Origin of the sequence: Neorhizobium sp. DAR64860/K0K1 (genome assembly GCF_050500205.1) — a bacterium.
Classification (GTDB): Bacteria; Pseudomonadota; Alphaproteobacteria; order Rhizobiales; family Rhizobiaceae; genus Neorhizobium; species Neorhizobium soli.
In genome coordinates this window covers 871257-888666 of sequence record NZ_CP191459.1, presented here as the reverse complement: position 1 = coordinate 888666, position 17410 = coordinate 871257, and the positions used below count along the sequence as shown (strand labels likewise).

The 17410-nt window shown below is 60.4% G+C and carries 16 protein-coding genes; 3 read left to right on the top strand and 13 right to left on the bottom strand.

The genetic code is table 11. The features are described 5' to 3' along the window. Nucleotides 1-111 precede the first annotated feature (111 nt). The 7 genes from ACQY1J_RS08925 to ACQY1J_RS08895 all read right to left on the bottom strand — a co-directional run bounded on the left by ACQY1J_RS08925 (nucleotide 112) and on the right by ACQY1J_RS08895 (nucleotide 8375). Entirely contained in the window at nucleotides 112-1236 is a 1125-nt protein-coding gene (locus ACQY1J_RS08925) for a branched-chain amino acid ABC transporter substrate-binding protein (protein WP_062455215.1), read from the bottom strand. A 140-nt stretch (nucleotides 1237-1376) separates the two neighbouring features. Beyond that, nucleotides 1377-1730 (bottom strand): DUF6867 family protein, encoded by a 354-nt coding sequence (locus tag ACQY1J_RS08920; RefSeq protein ID WP_062455213.1) that lies wholly within the window; start codon nucleotides 1728-1730, stop codon nucleotides 1377-1379. A 39-nt stretch (nucleotides 1731-1769) separates the two neighbouring features. Next, the gene (locus ACQY1J_RS08915) at nucleotides 1770-2498 is read right to left on the bottom strand and encodes an ABC transporter ATP-binding protein (protein ID WP_062455212.1); all 729 of its coding nucleotides are present in this window, start codon (nucleotides 2496-2498) and stop codon (nucleotides 1770-1772) included. Further along, on the bottom strand, nucleotides 2498-3376 hold the full coding sequence (locus tag ACQY1J_RS08910) for an ABC transporter ATP-binding protein (protein WP_062455210.1): 879 nt from the start codon (nucleotides 3374-3376) through the stop codon (nucleotides 2498-2500). The genes ACQY1J_RS08915 and ACQY1J_RS08910 overlap by 1 nt, the downstream gene beginning before the upstream one ends. Then, on the bottom strand, nucleotides 3376-4764 hold the full coding sequence (livM, locus tag ACQY1J_RS08905) for a high-affinity branched-chain amino acid ABC transporter permease LivM (protein WP_113109884.1): 1389 nt from the start codon (nucleotides 4762-4764) through the stop codon (nucleotides 3376-3378). The genes ACQY1J_RS08910 and livM overlap by 1 nt, the downstream gene beginning before the upstream one ends. A 1-nt stretch (nucleotide 4765) precedes the next feature. Further along, nucleotides 4766-5668 (bottom strand): branched-chain amino acid ABC transporter permease, encoded by a 903-nt coding sequence (locus ACQY1J_RS08900; RefSeq protein WP_062455207.1) that lies wholly within the window; start codon nucleotides 5666-5668, stop codon nucleotides 4766-4768. A gap of 280 nt (nucleotides 5669-5948) precedes the next feature. Then, on the bottom strand, nucleotides 5949-8375 hold the full coding sequence (locus ACQY1J_RS08895) for a GcvT family protein (RefSeq protein ID WP_430251218.1): 2427 nt from the start codon (nucleotides 8373-8375) through the stop codon (nucleotides 5949-5951). Between the two features lie 206 nt (nucleotides 8376-8581). On the opposite strand from ACQY1J_RS08895, the gene ACQY1J_RS08890 reads away from it, so the two are divergent. After that, a complete protein-coding gene (locus ACQY1J_RS08890) occupies nucleotides 8582-8848 on the top strand; it encodes a hypothetical protein (RefSeq protein WP_062582644.1) in 267 nt (88 codons plus the stop codon). Nucleotides 8849-9058: 210 nt separating this feature from the next. Here ACQY1J_RS08890 and ACQY1J_RS08885 read toward each other — a convergent pair whose 3' ends face one another. From ACQY1J_RS08885 to ACQY1J_RS08870, 4 genes are read right to left on the bottom strand one after another with little or no spacing between them, the layout of a single operon-like run. After that, nucleotides 9059-9610 carry a sarcosine oxidase subunit gamma gene (locus ACQY1J_RS08885; protein WP_430251217.1) on the bottom strand — a complete coding sequence of 184 codons (552 nt, stop codon included), beginning with the start codon at nucleotides 9608-9610 and terminating at the stop codon, nucleotides 9059-9061. Nucleotides 9611-9620: 10 nt separating this feature from the next. Next, on the bottom strand, nucleotides 9621-12578 hold the full coding sequence (locus tag ACQY1J_RS08880; RefSeq protein ID WP_430251216.1) for a sarcosine oxidase subunit alpha family protein: 2958 nt from the start codon (nucleotides 12576-12578) through the stop codon (nucleotides 9621-9623). Continuing rightward, nucleotides 12575-12847, bottom strand: a complete 273-nt coding sequence (locus tag ACQY1J_RS08875) for a sarcosine oxidase subunit delta (protein WP_192077451.1) — start codon at nucleotides 12845-12847, stop codon at nucleotides 12575-12577. Before ACQY1J_RS08875 ends, ACQY1J_RS08880 begins: the two co-directional genes overlap by 4 nt. 50 nt (nucleotides 12848-12897) lie before the next feature. Next, a complete protein-coding gene (locus ACQY1J_RS08870) occupies nucleotides 12898-14151 on the bottom strand; it encodes a sarcosine oxidase subunit beta family protein (RefSeq protein ID WP_062455194.1) in 1254 nt (417 codons plus the stop codon). Nucleotides 14152-14414: 263 nt separating this feature from the next. Between ACQY1J_RS08870 and ACQY1J_RS08865 the strand changes: the two genes are divergently transcribed. Together ACQY1J_RS08865 and ACQY1J_RS08860 are read left to right on the top strand one after the other, a co-directional pair. Beyond that, nucleotides 14415-15443 (top strand): DUF2793 domain-containing protein, encoded by a 1029-nt coding sequence (locus ACQY1J_RS08865; RefSeq protein ID WP_430251215.1) that lies wholly within the window; start codon nucleotides 14415-14417, stop codon nucleotides 15441-15443. Nucleotides 15444-15731: 288 nt separating this feature from the next. Then, nucleotides 15732-16007 carry a DUF1153 domain-containing protein gene (locus ACQY1J_RS08860; RefSeq protein ID WP_062455190.1) on the top strand — a complete coding sequence of 92 codons (276 nt, stop codon included), beginning with the start codon at nucleotides 15732-15734 and terminating at the stop codon, nucleotides 16005-16007. An 88-nt stretch (nucleotides 16008-16095) separates the two neighbouring features. On the opposite strand, the gene ACQY1J_RS08855 is transcribed toward ACQY1J_RS08860, so the two are convergent. Continuing rightward, the gene (locus ACQY1J_RS08855) at nucleotides 16096-16554 is read right to left on the bottom strand and encodes a paraquat-inducible protein A (protein WP_430251214.1); all 459 of its coding nucleotides are present in this window, start codon (nucleotides 16552-16554) and stop codon (nucleotides 16096-16098) included. 154 nt (nucleotides 16555-16708) lie between these two features. After that, nucleotides 16709-17059 (bottom strand): hypothetical protein, encoded by a 351-nt coding sequence (locus ACQY1J_RS08850; protein WP_062455186.1) that lies wholly within the window; start codon nucleotides 17057-17059, stop codon nucleotides 16709-16711. Nucleotides 17060-17410 lie beyond the last annotated feature (351 nt).

Sequence of the window (17410 nt, the reverse complement as noted above, 5' to 3'; positions counted from 1 at the left end):
GTTTGAGCTCGGGAAACTTAGAGCTCGATATCTGAACCCTGCAGGCATCAATGCAAAAAGCCCGGCCAATGGCCGGGCTTCCTGTCGAATGATGGTTCAAGCCTTGAAGGCTCAGCCCTGCGGGAAGTAGCTGTACTTGCCGTCCGGACCCTTCTTCCACTCGTACATGACGTAGCCTGGGAGCTTCGGGTCGCCCTTGGCGTCGAAAGCCATGTCGCCGAGAACGGTCTTGAACGGACCCTTTTCCTTGAGAGCCTTGGCAACGACTTCTGCGTCGTCAGGGCTGCCAGCAAGCTTGATGCCTTCGGCGATGACCTGAACGGCTGCGTAGGAATAGAGCGTGTAGGCTTCAGGGTTGAAGCCGGCAGCCTTGAACTTGGCAACCAGTTCCTTGTTCTCCGGACGCAGTGTCGGATCGGGACCGAACGTGTTCAGCGTGCCTTCGACTGCATCGCCAGCGATCGAGGCCAGTTCGTTGGAGACGATACCGTCACCCGATACGAGCGTTGCCTTGAGGCCAGCATCCTTCGCCTGACGGATGATCAGGCCGGCTTCCGTGTGGAGACCACCCCAGTAGATGATCGAAACGCCGGCTTCCTTCATCTTGGAAATCAGCGCCGAGAAATCCTTGTCGCCGACGTTGACGCCTTCGCGGATGACCTGCTTCTTGCCGGCCGCGTTGTAGGCTTTCATGGTTTCTTCAGCGAGACCCTGGCCGTAAGGTGTCTTGTCGTCGATGATCGCGATTTTTGCATCGGCGAACTTCTCGGCGAGATACTTGCCGGCGACGCCGCCCTGCTGGTCGTCACGGCCGCAGGTGCGGAACGTGTTCCACAGACCGCGCTCGGTGAAGACAGGGTTGGTTGCTGCAGGGGTGACTTCGAGCATGCCGTTTTCGGCATAGACTTCCTGCGAAGCCGGGATCGAAACGCCCGAGTTGAAGTGACCGACCACATACTTCACGCCATCGGACGCGAACTTGTTGGCAACGGAAATGCCCTGCTTCGGATCGGAAACGTCGTCGCCGAGCGCGATGACCAGCTTTTCGCCGTTGATGCCGCCGGCGGCATTGATATCGGCGATAGCCTGTTCAGCACCCTTCTGCAGCTGCGCGCCGAATGCAGCATTCGGGCCGGTCAGCGGGCCGCCAACGCCGATGATGATATCGGCCCAGGCGTTGCCGCTGAATGCGACCATCGCCGTCAGCGCGACGGCGGAAAGAAGAGACTTCTTCATTGATTTACTCCCAGTTTTTAGGTGAGCGGTTTTTTGGGACCCGGACGCAATACCCACCATCATTGCGCCGGAGAAATGTTCCACCCTCTGGTGTATTCTTATTTGACCCAACCCAATCTGAAGTCAGAAATGAGCGACTGTCAATCTTTCTTCTTCCATGAGAAAGCGGAGACAGGCTGATAGAGCCAGTAGTAGTTCTGAACCATCTGACGGGTGCGGCGAATGCGGAATCCGGAGATGGAAAACGCCATCAGCAGCACCACATCAATGATGTAATGGAACGGGCTGATGAACGGTCCCTGGAACAGCGCGTAATGCATGAACTGCATCGCGACGGCCAGCAGCAGCGTGTAGGCGATGACATGGCCATAGCCGTTCCAGCCTTCTGCGACCGCCTTGCCGGCGCGCCACGCCGTCCAGAAGCCGAGGACCATGACGAGTGCGCGCAGGAAATAACGCACGCCAGTATCGGTTTCGAAAAACAGGCCCTGCATCTCAGTGTCCCCCGGTCGCCGGAATGATGATCATGGTGCTCAATGCCGGCCCCCCTCGAGATAGGCGGCGCGGACTTCGGGATTTGCGAGCAGTTCCTTGCCGGAGCCGGACATCGTCACCTTGCCATTGACCATCACATAGGCGCGATCGGACAGTTTGAGTGCCGCAAACGCGTTCTGCTCGACGAGGAACACGGTGAGCCCCTCTTCCTTGTTCAGCTTCTTGATCGCCTCGAAAATGCCCTTGACGATCAGTGGTGCGAGGCCGAGCGACGGCTCGTCCAGAAGAAGGAGTTTCGGACGCGCCATCAGTGCACGGCCGATCGACAGCATCTGCTGCTCGCCGCCCGACAGCGTGCCGCCGCGTTGGGCCTGGCGTTCCTTGAGGCGCGGAAACAGGGTGAAGATCTTTTCGACGTCCTCTTTGAAATACTTGAGGTTGTCGAGACCGGCGCCCATCTGCAGGTTTTCGTGCACGGTCATGCGCGGAAAGATGCGGCGGCCTTCCGGCGACTGGGCAATACGGCGGCGCGCAATCAGATGCGTCGGCACCTGCGTGATGTCTTCGCCGTCGAAGATGACCTGACCCTTGCGGGCCTGCGGGCTGCCGCAGATCGTCATCATCAGCGTCGACTTGCCGGCACCGTTGGCGCCGATCAGACTGACAATCTCGCCCTTGTTGACTTCGACATTGACGCCGTCGAGGGCCCGGATGTTGCCGTAGTAGGTTTCGACGCCCTGGACTTTCAGAAGGGGTTCACCGGCCATCAGACGGACCCCTCTTCAATAATGCCCTTGTCGAGCTTTTCCTCGATTTCTTCAACTTCATCATCCTCGACGCCGAGATAGGCTGCGATCACCCTCGGGTCGTTCTTCACGTGATCAGGCGTTCCGTCGGAAATCTTCTGGCCGTATTCCAGAACCACGACGTGATCCGAAATCTCCATGACGACGGACATGTCGTGCTCGATCAGGAGCAGCGACGTGCCTTCGTCGCGGATGCCGCGCAACAGCGCGTTGAGCGTCAGCGATTCCTTCGGGTTGAGGCCGGCGGCGGGCTCGTCCAGGCACAGAAGTTCCGGCCCTGTGCACATGGCGCGGGCAATTTCCAGCCGGCGCTGGGCACCATAGGAAAGATCGCCGGCCGGGTCGTCGGCGCGGTCTGTCAGATCCGCCTTGTCCAGCCAGTATTCGGCCTTTTCGATCGCGGCCTTGGCAGCGTTCTTATAGGTCGGCAGACCCAAGAGGCCGAGGATCGTGTAACCCGAAGCCTTCATCAACACGTTGTGCTGCGCGACCAGCAGGTTTTCGAGAACCGTCAGGCCGGAAAACAGCCGGATGTTCTGGAAGGTACGGGCAACGCCCGCGACCTTGTTGATCTCGAAATCGCGAAGGCGTTCCAGAAGGAACTCCCGGCCGTTGCTGCGATGCAGGGTCAGCATGCCCATCGTCGGCTTGTAAAAGCCGGTGATGCAGTTGAACACCGTCGTCTTTCCGGCGCCGTTCGGGCCGATCAGCGCGGTGATTTCGCCGCGCTTGGCTTCGAACGAGAAGTCGTCGATCGCCATCAGGCCACCAAACCGCATCGACAGATGCTCGACCCTCAGGATCGTGTCTTTCGTCATAGTCGTCATATCCGTCGCCATCAGCCGTGGCCTTCCTTGGTGAAGCTGCCGGAGATGGCCTTGCGCTCCTTCAGGAAGGCTGTCGGCTCACGCGAGCCCACGAAGCCACGCGGCTTGAACAGCATGACGATGATCATCGCCAGCCCGAACAGCAGCATGCGGTAGAGTTCCGGGGTGAAGTCGGGGCCGAAGATGATCTTCAGGAACGACATCTCGCGCAGGATTTCGGTGCCGCCGACCATGATGACAGCGGCGATCGCGATACCGGTCAGCGAACCCATGCCGCCGAGAACCACGATGGCCAGGATGACCGCCGATTCCAGGAAGACGAAGCTTTCCGGAGAGACGAAGCCCTGGCGGGTCGCAAAGAACGAGCCTGCAAAACCGCCGAACATCGCGCCCGTGGCAAACGCCGTGAGCTTGGTGGTGACGGTGTTGATGCCGAGCGAACGGCAGGCGATTTCATCTTCGCGCAACGCTTCCCATGCACGACCGATCGGCATGCGACGCAGGCGAATGGTGACGTAGGCCGTCAGCATGCAGAGCGCGAGGATGATGTAGAACAGGAAGATCTTGTAATAGACCGACGAAGCCGACAGTCCCCAGGCCTTGACGAAATTGTTCGGGGAGCCCGTATCGAACGACCAGATGCCGAAGAACGACGCCTTGGCGATGCCCGAGATACCGAACGTGCCCTTGGTGACATCAGTCCAGTTGATCAGAACAAGCCGGATGATTTCCCCGAAGGCGAGCGTCACGATGGCAAGGTAGTCACCCCGCAATCTCAACACCGGGAAGCCGAGGATGACGCCCCAGAGCGCGGCGAGAATGCCGGACATCGGCAGCAGCAGCCAGAACGAGAAGCCGAAATACGATGACAGAAGCGCGTAGGAATAGGCGCCGACCGCATAGAAGGCGACATAGCCAAGATCGAGCAGACCGGCGAGACCGACGACGATATTGAGGCCCCAGGCGAGCATCACGTAGATAAGGATCTGGATGCCGAAGTTGTCGACATATTTCAGCGAGCCCTGCTTGCCGACGATCAGCAGCGACAGGAATGGATAGATGAGCAGGAAGACCAGCGCGAACTTGAGGAAGTGGCGATGGAAGAAGCTCTTCTCTTCCGAAATCTCGAGAATGCCGGCTTTGGCCTTGGCAAGTTTGCGACGGTCGAGATGGGGCTTGATAAAGGCGACGGTCAGGAAGCGACCGACGGCAGCGACTGCCACGAACACTGCAAGCAGGCCCCAGCGGGTGCGCCAGACGAGCTGGTTGTTGATGTCCTGATAGGTCTCGATGCCGACGAACAGGAGGAACATCAGGAAGGCGATGACGCCTGCAAAGATGCCTTCCTTGATCGCCTTGGCCATGACGTTGTTGGGAACGGTTTCCGATACGGTCGCCATGTTACACCTTCTCCACTTCAGGACGACCGAGGATGCCGGTCGGCTTGAAGATCAGCACGAAGGCGAGGATCGCAAAGGTCGCGACATCCTTGTAGGCGATCGAGAAATATGCCGACCACAGGCTCTCGATGAGGCCGATCAGCAACCCGCCGAGAACAGCGCCCGGCAGCGAGCCGATGCCGCCGAGAACGGCTGCGGTAAATGCCTTCACACCCGGAATGAAACCGTCGTTGAACGAGGCGACACCGTAATACATCAGGTACATGGCACCGGCGACGGCGGCGAGAGCCGCGCCCATGATGAAGGTGATCGAGATCGTCTTGTCGACATCGACGCCGAGCAGAGCCGCCATCTTGCGATCCTGTTCGGTGGCGCGCTGGGCACGGCCGAGCGGCGTCTTGTTGACAATGTACCAGAACGCGAACAGCAGGATCGAGGTGATCACGACGATCAGGATCTGCTTCAGCGACACCGTGATCGCACCGAAATGATAGGTGTCGGTGACCAGCGGCGGGATCGGCTTGTTGCGCGGACCCTGCGTCACCTGGATGAAGTTCGACAGGAAGATCGACATGCCGATCGCGGTGATCAGCGGCGCCAGGCGGAACGAGCCGCGCAGCGGCCGGTAGGCGATCCGCTCGATCGTCCAGTTCCAAAGGCCTGTCATAAGCATGCCGACGAGCAACATCAGCAAAAGCAGCAGCGCCACCGGAATGCCGGCGAAGAAGGATGTGGCAAGCAGGAACACGATCAGGGCGGCAAAGCCGCCGAGCATGAAGATGTCACCATGGGCAAAGTTGATCATGCCGATGATGCCGTAAACCATCGTATAGCCGATTGCCACGAGCCCATAGATGGATCCGAGAGTCAGCCCGTTTATGAGCTGCTGGATAAAATATTCCATATATTTTCCCCTGCGGATGCGATCCTTGGCGGCCGCATCTTTCGCTTGAATGTCCCTGATAGGATCTTCAATTTTTTTGATTCCTACCGGTTTCAATCGAAATGTGAAGTGCAAAAGAAAGAGGCAGACATAATTTCAGTGGCTTTTGCAGCACGTGACGCAAATCCGCTTGGCATTGTTGAAAAAACGGCACGATTTCCACACGAATGGCAAAAACTATAGAGAAATAACCTCTGGTCTGCTTCGGTCTTGGCTTATCCGCTTTTTCAGCTTTCGACGGTCAGGACCGCATGCGCGACCCGTTGGCATCGAAGATGGGATGCAGCTGCAGCTTCGCGTCCAGCATTTGACCGAGCACCTCGATCTGCCACCCCTCCTCCGTTTGGGAGACCTCCTTCGGCACATAGCCCATGGCAACCGACATGCCGGCGGCGTGGGCGTAACCACCCGATGTCACCCAGCCGCAGACCTGGCCGTCAAGCGAGATCGGCTCGTCGCCGAGCACGTCCGCATCTTTTGCATCGACGACGAAGGTGACGAGACGCAGCGCGCCGCCCTCCGCCTTTTCCTCGATCGCCGCGGCCTTGCCGATGAAATCGGCCTCCTTGCCATAGGCGATGAAGCGACCGAGCCCCGCTTCCACGGGACCGTAAAGCGGCCGGTATTCGCGAGACCAGCTGCCGAAGGATTTTTCGACGCGTAGCGCATTCAAGGCGCGGAGGCCGAACAGGGTGATCCCGAACTCCGCACCGGCCTCCATGATGAGATCGAACAGATAGCGCTGATATTCCGGCTTCATCCAAAGCTCGAAGCCGAGATCGCCGGTATAGCTGACACGGCCGAGGATGACCGGCGCCATGCCGAGATCGATCTCGACGATGCCCATGAACGGCAGAGCCTGATCCGAAAGGTCGAGATGGGTAAGCTTCTGCAGCACATCGCGTGACCGGGGGCCAGCAATCGACAGGCCGACGAGACCGAGATTGAGGCAATCGAACGAAACCGAATCATCGTCCGGCAGATGCGTCTCGAACCATCGCATATGATAGTCTTCGGCAATCCCGGAGCCGATCAGCAGGAACGCATCGTCGCCGAGATTGGCGAGCGTGAAATCGCCGATCAGTTTGCCGGCCTCGTTCAGCATCGGCGAAAGCGCCATGCGGCCGACGGCTGGAACCTTGCCCGCGAGAATATGATCGAGCCAGGCATGCGCGCCCTCGCCCCCGATCGAATATTTGGCGAACCCGGATGTCTCCATCAGCCCGACACTGTCGCGCACCGCCTTTGCCTCGCGGCCGACATGCTCGAAATCGGTGGAACGACGCCAGGAAAACGCATCCTTGACGCCCTCTGGCGCAAACCACAGCGGCGTTTCCAACCCGTAGGACGCGCCGAACACCGCACCCCTCGCCTTCAGCGCGTCGTAGACCGGCGTCGTCAGCAGCGGCCTGGCAGCCGGCAGTTCCTCGTTGGGATAGCGGATCGAGAAGCGGCGGGAATAGTTTTCGCGCACTTTCGCATTGGTATAGGCAAGCGACGCATAGTCGCCGTAACGGGTTACATCCATGGCGAACACGTCGAAGCCGGGATCGCCCTCGACGATCCAGTTGGCAAGCGCGAGCCCGACGCCGCCGCCCTGGCTGAACCCGGCCATGACAGCGCAGGCCGACCAGAAATTCGTCATGCCGCGCACGGGCCCGACAAGCGGGTTGCCGTCTGGCGAAAAGGTGAAGGGCCCGTTGATGATCGTCTTGATGCCGGCATTGTTGAAGGCCGGGAAATGCCGGAAGCCAACCTCCAGCTCGTTCGTGATGCGCTCAAGGTCCTCGGCCAAGAGTTCATGGCCGAACGTCCAGGGCGTCTCGATTGGCGACCACGGCCGGCAGTCCTTTTCATAGGTGCCCATCAGCATGCCGTTGCGTTCCTGGCGAATGTAGATCTCGCCGTCGAAATCGACGCAGTGCATCAGTTCGCGGCCGGACGTCTTGTTGAAGTCGATGACCTCAGGCATGTCCTCGGTGATCAGATACATGTGCTCCATGGCCAGCACTGGCAGCTCCAGCCCGACCATGCGCCCCACTTCGCGGGCCCAGAGACCGGCCGCATTCACCACATGTTCGCAGCGGATCTCGCCCTTGTCCGTGATCACCCGCCAGGTTCCGTCGGGAAGCTGCACCAGATCCTCGACCTTGGTATGCAGATAGATCTCGGCACCGTTCTTCTTGGCCGATTTCGCATAGGCATGGGTTGTGCCGTAGGGGTCGAGATGGCCCTCATGCGGATCGAACACGGCGCCCACGAACTGCGTCGGGTCGAGCAACGGCATCATCGCATGCGCCTCCTCGACCGAGACGAGCCGTGCCTCACCATTCGCGTATTTGCTCTTGGCGAGCAGCGACTTGAACCAGTCGAACCGCTCCGACGTCGCCGCCAGCATCAGTCCGGAGGTCATGTGCAGGCCGATATCCTGGCCGGAATAGGCCTCGATCTCCTTGTAGAGTTCGACCGTGTATTTCTGCAGCTTGGCGACGTTCGGATCGCCGTTGATCGTATGCATGCCCCCCGCCGCGTGCCAGGTGGAGCCGGAGGTAAGTTCCGAACGCTCGAGCAACACGACATCGCTCCAGCCGAGCTTGGTCAGATGGTAGAGGACCGAACATCCGACGACACCGCCACCGATGACGACAACTCGAGCATGGCTTTTCATGGATCCCGTTCCCATAACTTGATGCCTGTTTGGGGTGAGCCTAGAACCTCCTGAGAATTGCCAATAGGCTGTTCTGCGAACCCGGATTTGTCGTTTCCGACATAGTCGCTGTTCGTTTCGCGCCATGTTCGAGCAAGAGCGTGAAACTTATTTTTCAATCCTTGCGTATGCCCTTTCATGAACGCCAACCGACAGGGAATAGCGCAATGACAAACGTGCTGAGCTTCGACGAACTGGTAGGCAGCGTATTGACCACGATGCGCGATGCGACACCGCGCAAGACAATCGAGTTCGGCGTGATCCAGGGCTTCTGCCGCGATTTCGCCGAGGACCTCGCCCCCGAATTCGTCGACCTCCTGAACCGCGTCGAAGGCCTTTCCAGTCTCGTCCCGGCGCTCGAAAAGCGGCCGGACCTCGTCATGGCAGCATCCGAAGAAAAGGGTCTCTGGAGCTTCGTTCGCGAGAAGCACTGAGGCGCTTCGATGCTCAGACCGCTGACAACCTTGAAGAAGCTCATTTGACGAGAGCGACACCCTATCCTCCCTCATCCTCGCCCTTGTGGCGGGGATCCAGTCAGCTCAAGTCCTTGAGCTGAAGGAGTCTTTGACCCGACAGACGTCGTGTCGCTGGATCCCCGCCACAAGGGCGAGGATGAGGGGAGTTTGGGCAACCGCCCACCACCGTCACCCGCCCGAAAACGATGCCGTCAGGGCGAATTCGCGGCCCATTTCCATCAGGTCCTCGTAGACCGAGCCGGCGAACGACCGGGGCGTGATGATTTCGAAGGCGTCGGGGCCGGTGCGCGCCAGGTTCACTGCGACGTGGCCGAACAGCATGTTTGCGGAATGCCCCTGCGCAAACGCCTGCGGATGCAGATCGACGCCGACGCATTTTGCAAGGATCTGCCGCACGCTGGGTCCCGAAATCGCCATCAGCACCTTGCCGTCGCTCTGATCAACGACGGAGGCGCCGGAGATTTCGGATAAGTGACCGGCAACGGTCTCTGAGCCTGCGGTGAGCGACACCGCCAGCCATTCCGCCGGGCCGCAGAAGCGCGGCGCGATATCCGGGGCAGCCTCGAGTGCTAGGCCCACGGCCTGCTCCTGGCCCGCATGGGCAAGCACCGAAAAGAAAACCGGCCGCCGCGCGACGGACAGGTGGTTGGGGTTGGCGCTCGTCTCGAAGCCCAGGATGTGATCTTCGAGCGCATGGCGGTGGAGAAGTGTCAAAGCCATCGTCATGCCCTCAAAGATGTTGTTTTGTGTTTTGTGGATCGACAAAGACCGGCAGGCAGACTTCCGCCGCGACTTCGGTGCCGCGAAGTCCATCCCAGACAGTGATCTTCTCGCCGATCCGCTCGCGGCCGGATTTGAGAAGGCCGAGACCGATCGTGTGTCCGAGCGTCGGCGAATAGCAGGCTGATGATACGAACCCCTGGTCGCCCGCAAGCGTCGCGGCCGCGCCATCTTTCAACAGATGGGCGCCCGCCATGAACTCCTTGTCGGTTTCCACAGGCTTCAGGCCGACGAGTTGAAGGCGATCGGCGGCGGTGAGGCCGAAACGGGTCGAGAGGCGCTTGCCGATGAAATCCGGCTTGGTCATCGCCATCATCTTCCCGTAACCGAGATCGTCGGGTGTCGTGCGGCCTTCCAGTTCGGCATGGGTGACAAAGCCTTTTTCGATGCGCAGGACGTTGAGCGCCTCGACGCCGTAGGCGCAGATCCCGTCCTCGCGGCCCGCTTGCATGATCGCATCGGCCACGGCTTCGCCATAGCCTGCGGGTACCGCCAGTTCGTAGGCGAGTTCGCCCGAAAACGAGATGCGGAACAGGCGCGCCTTCAGCCCGCCCTTGAGCGTGACGACCTTCGCACCGAGAAACGGTATTGCCGCATCGGAAATGTCGTCTTCCACGATCCGGGCAAGGATGATCCGTGCCTTCGGTCCGGCCAGCGACATCTGCGCCCACTGGTCGGAGGAGGACACGAAGCGCACGTCGAGATGAGGCCAGAAGGTCTGGCTTACAAATTCCAGATGCGCCATCACCTCTGTCGCGTAAGCCGTCGTGGTGGTCATCACATAGTGGTTTTCCGACAGGCGGCTGGTCGTGCCGTCGTCGAACACCATCCCATCCTCGCGCAGCATCAGGCCGTAACGCACCTTGCCGACCGGCAGCTTCAGGAAGGCGTTGGAATAGACCCGGTTCAGGAATTCAGCAGCACCTGTGCCAAAAATCTCGATCTTGCCGAGCGTCGAGACATCGCAGAGACCGGCGTTTTCGCGCACATTGCGCACTTCGCGGTCAACGCTGTCGCGCCAGGTTTTTTCTCCGTCGCGCGCAAACCAGGAGGAGCGGTACCAGAGGCCGCTCTCGACGAAGGTCGCGCCATTCTTCTTGGCCCAGCCATGCAAAGGCGAGGTCCTGACCGGCGCCGCGTGCTCGGCCCGCGATGTGCCGGCGAGCGCGCCCATCGAGACCGGCGTGTAGAACGGCCGGAAGGTCGTGGTGCCGATTTCGGCCGGCGACACGCCGCGCATGGCAGCGACGATGCCGATCGTCGCGACATTGCCGAGCTTGCCCTGGTCGGTCGCCATGCCTGACGTGGTGTAGCGCTTGGTGTGCTCGATGTGCCTGAACCCCTCGCGCTGGGCGAGGCCGAGATCGCCCACATGCACGTCGTTCTGGAAGTCGACAAAGGCCTTGTCCTTGGCCCCCGGCACATACCAGAGCGGCGCGAAATCAGGATCGTATTCGCCTTCCACCTCGGGAATGTTTGCTTCATAGGCGGCAAAGCCGAGTTCGGTCGAAAACGCAGCTGCCTTCGATGCCCCGTCGCGAAGGCAGGCGGCGATGCTGTCGGCACCGGCAGCCGAGCCGGCAGCGACGAAGCTTGCGCCCACATCCGGCGCCAGAAAGGCCTGCGCCGCGTCCGACCACACGGGCTTGGCACCGCGCTGGCACATCAGATGCACGATCGGCGACCAGCCGCCGGCCATGGCCAGCGCATCGCAGGCGATCTCTTCCTCGAAACCGGCCCGCTCTGCGACCAGCGCGTCGATGCGGTTGCGGCCCTTGGTGGCGACGACGGCGCCGCCATGGATGACGCGAACGCCGTAGGGCGCCGGATCGGTTGAGGCGGCGCGCGCATCGATGATCGCGGCTACCTCGACGCCCCGGGCGGAAAGATCGGCCGCCGTGCGATAACCGGACCCACCATTGGTAAACACGGCCACCTTGGAGCCGACAGCGACGCCATAGCGGTTGAGATAGGTGCGCGCCGCATTCGCAGTCATCACGCCCGGGCGGTCGTTGCCGCCGAATACGAGAGGCCGTTCTTCGGCACCGGAGGCAAGGATCGCCCGTTTGGCGACGATGCGCCAGACACACTCGACCGGCAGATCCGGCGACGGCGTCTGCACGTGCTTCTGCACCCGCTCGACGGCGCCGAACACCATGTCGTCATACCAGCCGAACGCGGTGGTGCGCGGCATCATCGTCACGTTCGGAAAGGACGCGAGCTCCTCGACCAGACCGGCGGCGTAGTCGCTCGCCGCCTGCCCGCCGATCACGACGTTTTCGGATAGCAGCGAGCCCCCAAAGCGGGCACTTTCATCGGCAATCAGCACACGCGCACCGGCGCGGGCGGCAGAAAGTGCCGCCATCAGGCCGGCAGGCCCTGCGCCGACGACCAGCAGATCGCAATGCGCCCAAGCTTTCTCGTAGCGATCCGGATCCGCCTCCATGGTCAGCTTGCCGAGCCCGGCGGCACGACGGATGACAGGCTCGTAAAGCTTTTCCCAGAAGATCGCCGGCCACATGAATGTCTTGTAGTAGAAGCCGGCGCCGAGAAAGGGCGACAGCAGGCCGTTGACCGCTCCCATATCGAAGGCGAGCGACGGCCAGCGGTTCTGACTGACGGCGGTGAGGCCATTGTAGAGCTCGGCGACCGTTGCGCGCACGTTCGGCTCGGACCGGGCACCGCTGCCGATCGTCACCAATGCGTTGGGCTCGGCGGAACCGGCCGTCACCGGGCCACGCGGGCGGTGATACTTGAAGCTGCGGCCCATCAGCATCTGGTCGTTGGCAATCAGCGCCGAGGCGAGCGTATCGCCGTCGAACCCGGTATAGCTCTTGCCGTCGAATGTGAATGTCAGGGGATTGGCCCGGTTGACGAGACCACCGGCATCGAGGCGATAGGCGCTCATCGGCTCCCCTCCCTCGACGCTTGCGCATCCGTCACCCCGAAAACCTCATGCGTGAGATTGTCGCGATCGACCACCAGCCAGCGGCGGCAGCCGGCCGCGTGATGCCAGTACTCCTGATATCTGCCTTTGGGATTGTCGCGGACATAGACATAGCGGTGCCAGGCCTCGTCCTTTTCGGACGCCGACGGGCGGGCAATCACGGCACCGCGCACCGAAAACTCTTCCTTCGGCCGCGTTCCGCAATGGGGGCAGGTAATCAGGCTTGCCATGTCTTGATCTCGGTCTTTGTTCTCGGTCTTCGTCTCGGTGCGGATACGGCTCAGTGCATGTTCGGTTGCGGGCCTTTGCCGCCCTCGTCGAGCACATAGCCCCGCTCGAACCGGTCGAGCCGCATGAAGCGCGAGACGTGATGGGTTTCGTTCTTGGCAATCAGATGCGCGAAGCAGAAGCCAGAAGCCGGCGTGGCCTTGAAGCCGCCATAGCACCAGCCGGCATTGAGATAGAGATTGTCGATCGGCGTGCGGTCAATGATCGGTGATCCGTCCATCGACATGTCCATGACGCCACCCCAGGCCCGCAGCGCCTTGGCGCGCGACAGTCCGGGGATCAGCGACACGCCTTCCTGCATCGTCTCCTCGACGGTCGCAAGATTGCCGCGCTGCGCATAGGAGGAATAGTAGTCGATATTGGCACCGAACACGAGACCGCCCTTGTCCGACTGCGAGATGTAGAAATGTCCCGCGCCATAGGTGATGACGTTGTCGATGACTGGCTTCAGTCCCTCCGACACGAAGGCCTGCAGCACATGCGTCTCGATCGGCAGCGCCAGATCCGCCATCCGCCCGACCGTCGTCGTGTTGCCGGCAGCGGCCAGCGCCAGCCGGTTGCAGCCAATAAAGCCTTTCGTCGTCTCGACACCCTCGACTTCGCCGCCCGGTCCGCGACGAATGCCGGTCACCTCGCAATGCTGGATGATGTCGACGCCTCTCGCATCTGCACCGCGCGCATAGCCCCAGGCGACCGCATCGTGACGCACCGTGCCGCCGCGCTTTTGCAGCAGACCGCCCATGACGGGAAAGCGGCCGTGGTCGAAATTGAGATAGGGTGCGAGCCTGCGCACCTGTTCGCGGTCCAGCAGATCCGCATCGACGCCGTGAAGCCGCATGGCATTGCCGCGACGGGCATACTCGTCGCGCTGGCCGTCGGAATGGAACAGGTTCAGCACGCCGCGCTGCGACACCATGGCATTGTAGTTGAAGTCCCGCTCCAGCCCTTCCCACAGCTTCAAGGACATCTCGTAGAACGGATTGTTGCCTTCCAGCAGATAGTTGGACCGGATGATCGTGGTGTTGCGGCCGACATTGCCCGACCCGATATAGCCCTTCTCGATCACAGCGACATTGGTGATGCCGAATTCCTTGGCAAGGTAGTAGGCCGTCGCCAGACCATGCCCGCCACCGCCGACGATGATCACATCGTAATGCGGTTTCGGCTCCGGCTCGCGCCATGCCGGCGTCCAGCGACGATTGCCCGAAAGCGCCTGCTTGATGATCGATAAGGCGGAATATCGCATGCCGTGTTCCCGTGCTCGTTGCGCCCACATTCGCACATGCGGACGAAGAAACAAGGGCAATCGGGACATCGGAACGCCTGTTTCCAGCCATGGCGAGACAAGCCCCCACACCGTTGCCGTCCCGCCACGCCGGACGTTGCGGGCGCCGATTTTGGCGCAGGCACGTATTATATTTCAGTCACTTAACACGGGTTACATCCTTACGCGCAGGCACGGCCGTAAAATCCACGCGACCAACACAAGCCAACCTTTGGGAGCGCGACATGCCCGATACGACCACCCAACTCGACATGCCCTTCATCCTGCCGTCGCAGGCGCAAAAACACATCACTCACAACGAGGCGCTGCTTGTTCTGGACACGCTGGTGCATCTGACAATCCTCTCCGAACTGTCGGCTCCGCCGACGACGCCGGCCGAGGGCAATCGCCATCTGGTCGGCGCTGGCGCAACCGGTGAATGGACGGGCAAGACCGGGTGCGTCGCCGCCTGGCAGGACGGCGCCTGGACCTTCCTGACCGTGAAGACGGGATGGCGGGCATGGTTTGCGGAAACTTCTCGCCTGCGGGTCTTCGACGGCGCTACCTGGCGGGATGTTCCGCTGCCGGATCAGGGCACCCTGAGCCTGCTCGGCATAAACGCTGTCGCCGATGCCACCAACCGATTGTCGCTGTCGTCTCCTGCAAGCCTCTTCAACCACGCCGGCAACGGCCACCAGATCAAGGTCAACAAGGCGGCCGCAACCGACACCGCATCGCTGCTGTTCCAGTCCAACTGGACCGGGTTCGCAGAAATGGGGCTTGCCGGAAACACCGAATTCTCCATCAAGATCAGCGACGGCACCACCTGGCGCACGGGTCTCGCCATCAGCCCGACAGGTCGTGTCAGCCGACCCAACCAGCCGGCAGCGCGCGCCTATCGCACAGGCACCACGTTCACACCGACATCGGGTCAGCAGAGCGGCTTCACCACCTACGCCCTCAACCAGGGCAGTTTCGTGCTTGGGGCTGCGGCCGCGGGTGGCGGCAACGCGATCACGATTCCTGCCGCGGGCATCTACCTCGTCACCCTCAATCTCGTCGCCACCACATCGTCTGGGCATGGGGCGGTGCTGCTGCGCAACGGTACGGAGACACTGATGACACTCAACGGCATAACGGGTGGCGCGCAGTCGCAAGGCGCAAGCGGCGTGTTTTCGCTGAGCGCAGGCGATAGCCTGACGCTTCAGCACTCCGGCACCGCACAGGTGACACTGGGTGCCGGCAAGACGGAGCTCTCGCTGACCCTGCTCTGACCAAAATCGACGTGGCCGATTATCGCAATTCCAGTTGCAAAGATCGGCCATTTTACCCGCGCGGTGGCCACAATGTGTCCTCTTCCGGAGCAGCCATGAAATAAAACAAGAAATTCATCACTTAAGACAACTCTAACAATGCCTTGTTTTAAAAGGTTTTTGTCGGCTCGAATCAAGTGAATTGCGACCAATGCGGGTTTGGCCACAAATGGCGCGTCTCGTTTAGTCAAATGTTAAAACTGCCCCGGTAGGCTCTCGTTTGTGGTCTTGCGTTGTGTAGAGAGTCCAATGACCGAAATGATACGTCCCCGAGTTAAATATGTCATCGGTCCCGATGGCAGCCCGCTTACGATTGCGGATCTTCCGCCGGCCAATACGCGCCGCTGGGTTATCCGTCGTAAGGCAGAGGTTGTCGCCGCGGTTCGCGGCGGCCTGTTGAGCTTGGAAGAAGCCTGCGAGCGTTATACGCTCACCGTCGAAGAATTCCTGTCCTGGCAAGCGTCTATCAACGACCACGGCCTGGCCGGTCTTCGGACCACCCGCATTCAGCAGTACCGCCATTAGGCGAAGTCAGCAGACCACTGTTCATCGGTAAAATCGAAGTGCCGTTGCCTCACCGCAGCGGCACTTTTTATTTGCCCTGGTTTGAAACTTACCGGGACAAGGACGGTTCTCGCCGCGCCAGTTGCGGCAATATGCCGGCGATGATCGCCGAAGCCGCATAGAACCACAGGCCGGGTTGCGCTACTGCCTGCGCGAGGCCGGATGTCTTGGCCGCAAACACCACGAGTGCCACCAGCATCACATCCATCATCGACCATTTTGCAAGATGCGGCATCACGCGCGCAAAAAATCCCGGCTGACGATTGCCGCGAAAGGCTTGCGCGCCGAGCGCCATAAGCTTTGCAACCGGGAAGACGATCGAGAACAGTCCGACGATGAGCGCAAGCGCGACATCGCCCTGCCCCCATAGAGCAGAAACGAGTTCGACCAGCGACGGCGTCTCGCGAAAGAAATACAGCCGCTCGAAGCGAATGATCGGCAGGGAAAGTCCCAGGACCAGAAAAACGCAAGCGGCCGCATAAAGCGAAAACCAGATAAGCCTTCTCATCCGGCACCCATAGCAAAGCTTGGGCCACACGTCTGCCCTGCCGCTCCGTGGAAAAAGTCGAAAAAGCAAAAACGGGGGCACCGGTCCGCGGTCCCCTCGTCAAAGTCCTCTCGCTATCGTGTGATGCGCTCGGCTGGCAACCAGCCGTAAGGCATCAGGCGCGGGCGCGCATACCGGTGTCGCGCTCTTCGAGCGCCGACGCCTTTGCAAATTCGGCTTCCGCCTCTTCCAGCGCAAGCTCGGCGGCATCCTGCTGGATCCGAAGTTCCCGGATCGAGACTTGCAGATTGTCGGCCCGCTGGCGGGCAGCCTTGGCAAAAGTTGGATAGGCGAAGTGATTCGGGTCGGAAATTCCCGATTTCTTCTCCTCGACGGTGATCTGGTGCTCCAGTTCCTTCGCCATTCTTTCGAATTCGGCCATCATCGTCTGCAACTGCTGCAGTTGACGACGCTTTTCGTTAACCTGAAAGTTCTTCAGGCGAACAAGATTGTCACGCGATTTCATACGCAATACTCCGTGGATAGCGAGACCCAGGCCGGTAAACCCCTGTTCAATACAGTGCGAGGCTCAAAAAATTTCCGAGGCGTTAACAAATTTGGCGCCGCGTTAACCTTTCATTTACAGGCATCATTAACAATAAGCCTGATCATTTAAGGGTCGGTAAATGCCAAGGCCGGTTTTCGGTCACGACAATGTCGGAGTCGTTTGAATCACTTAGCGGGGTTTCCTCCTCCGCTGAATCAAGCTGGCGATGGCCAATCCTTAAAGTAAAACAGGCTGCTACTAATTTTGCTTAACAAAATGATGCACCTTGCCAGGACCGCTCATAATTTGTTAACCAGTTTCTGGCAGCTT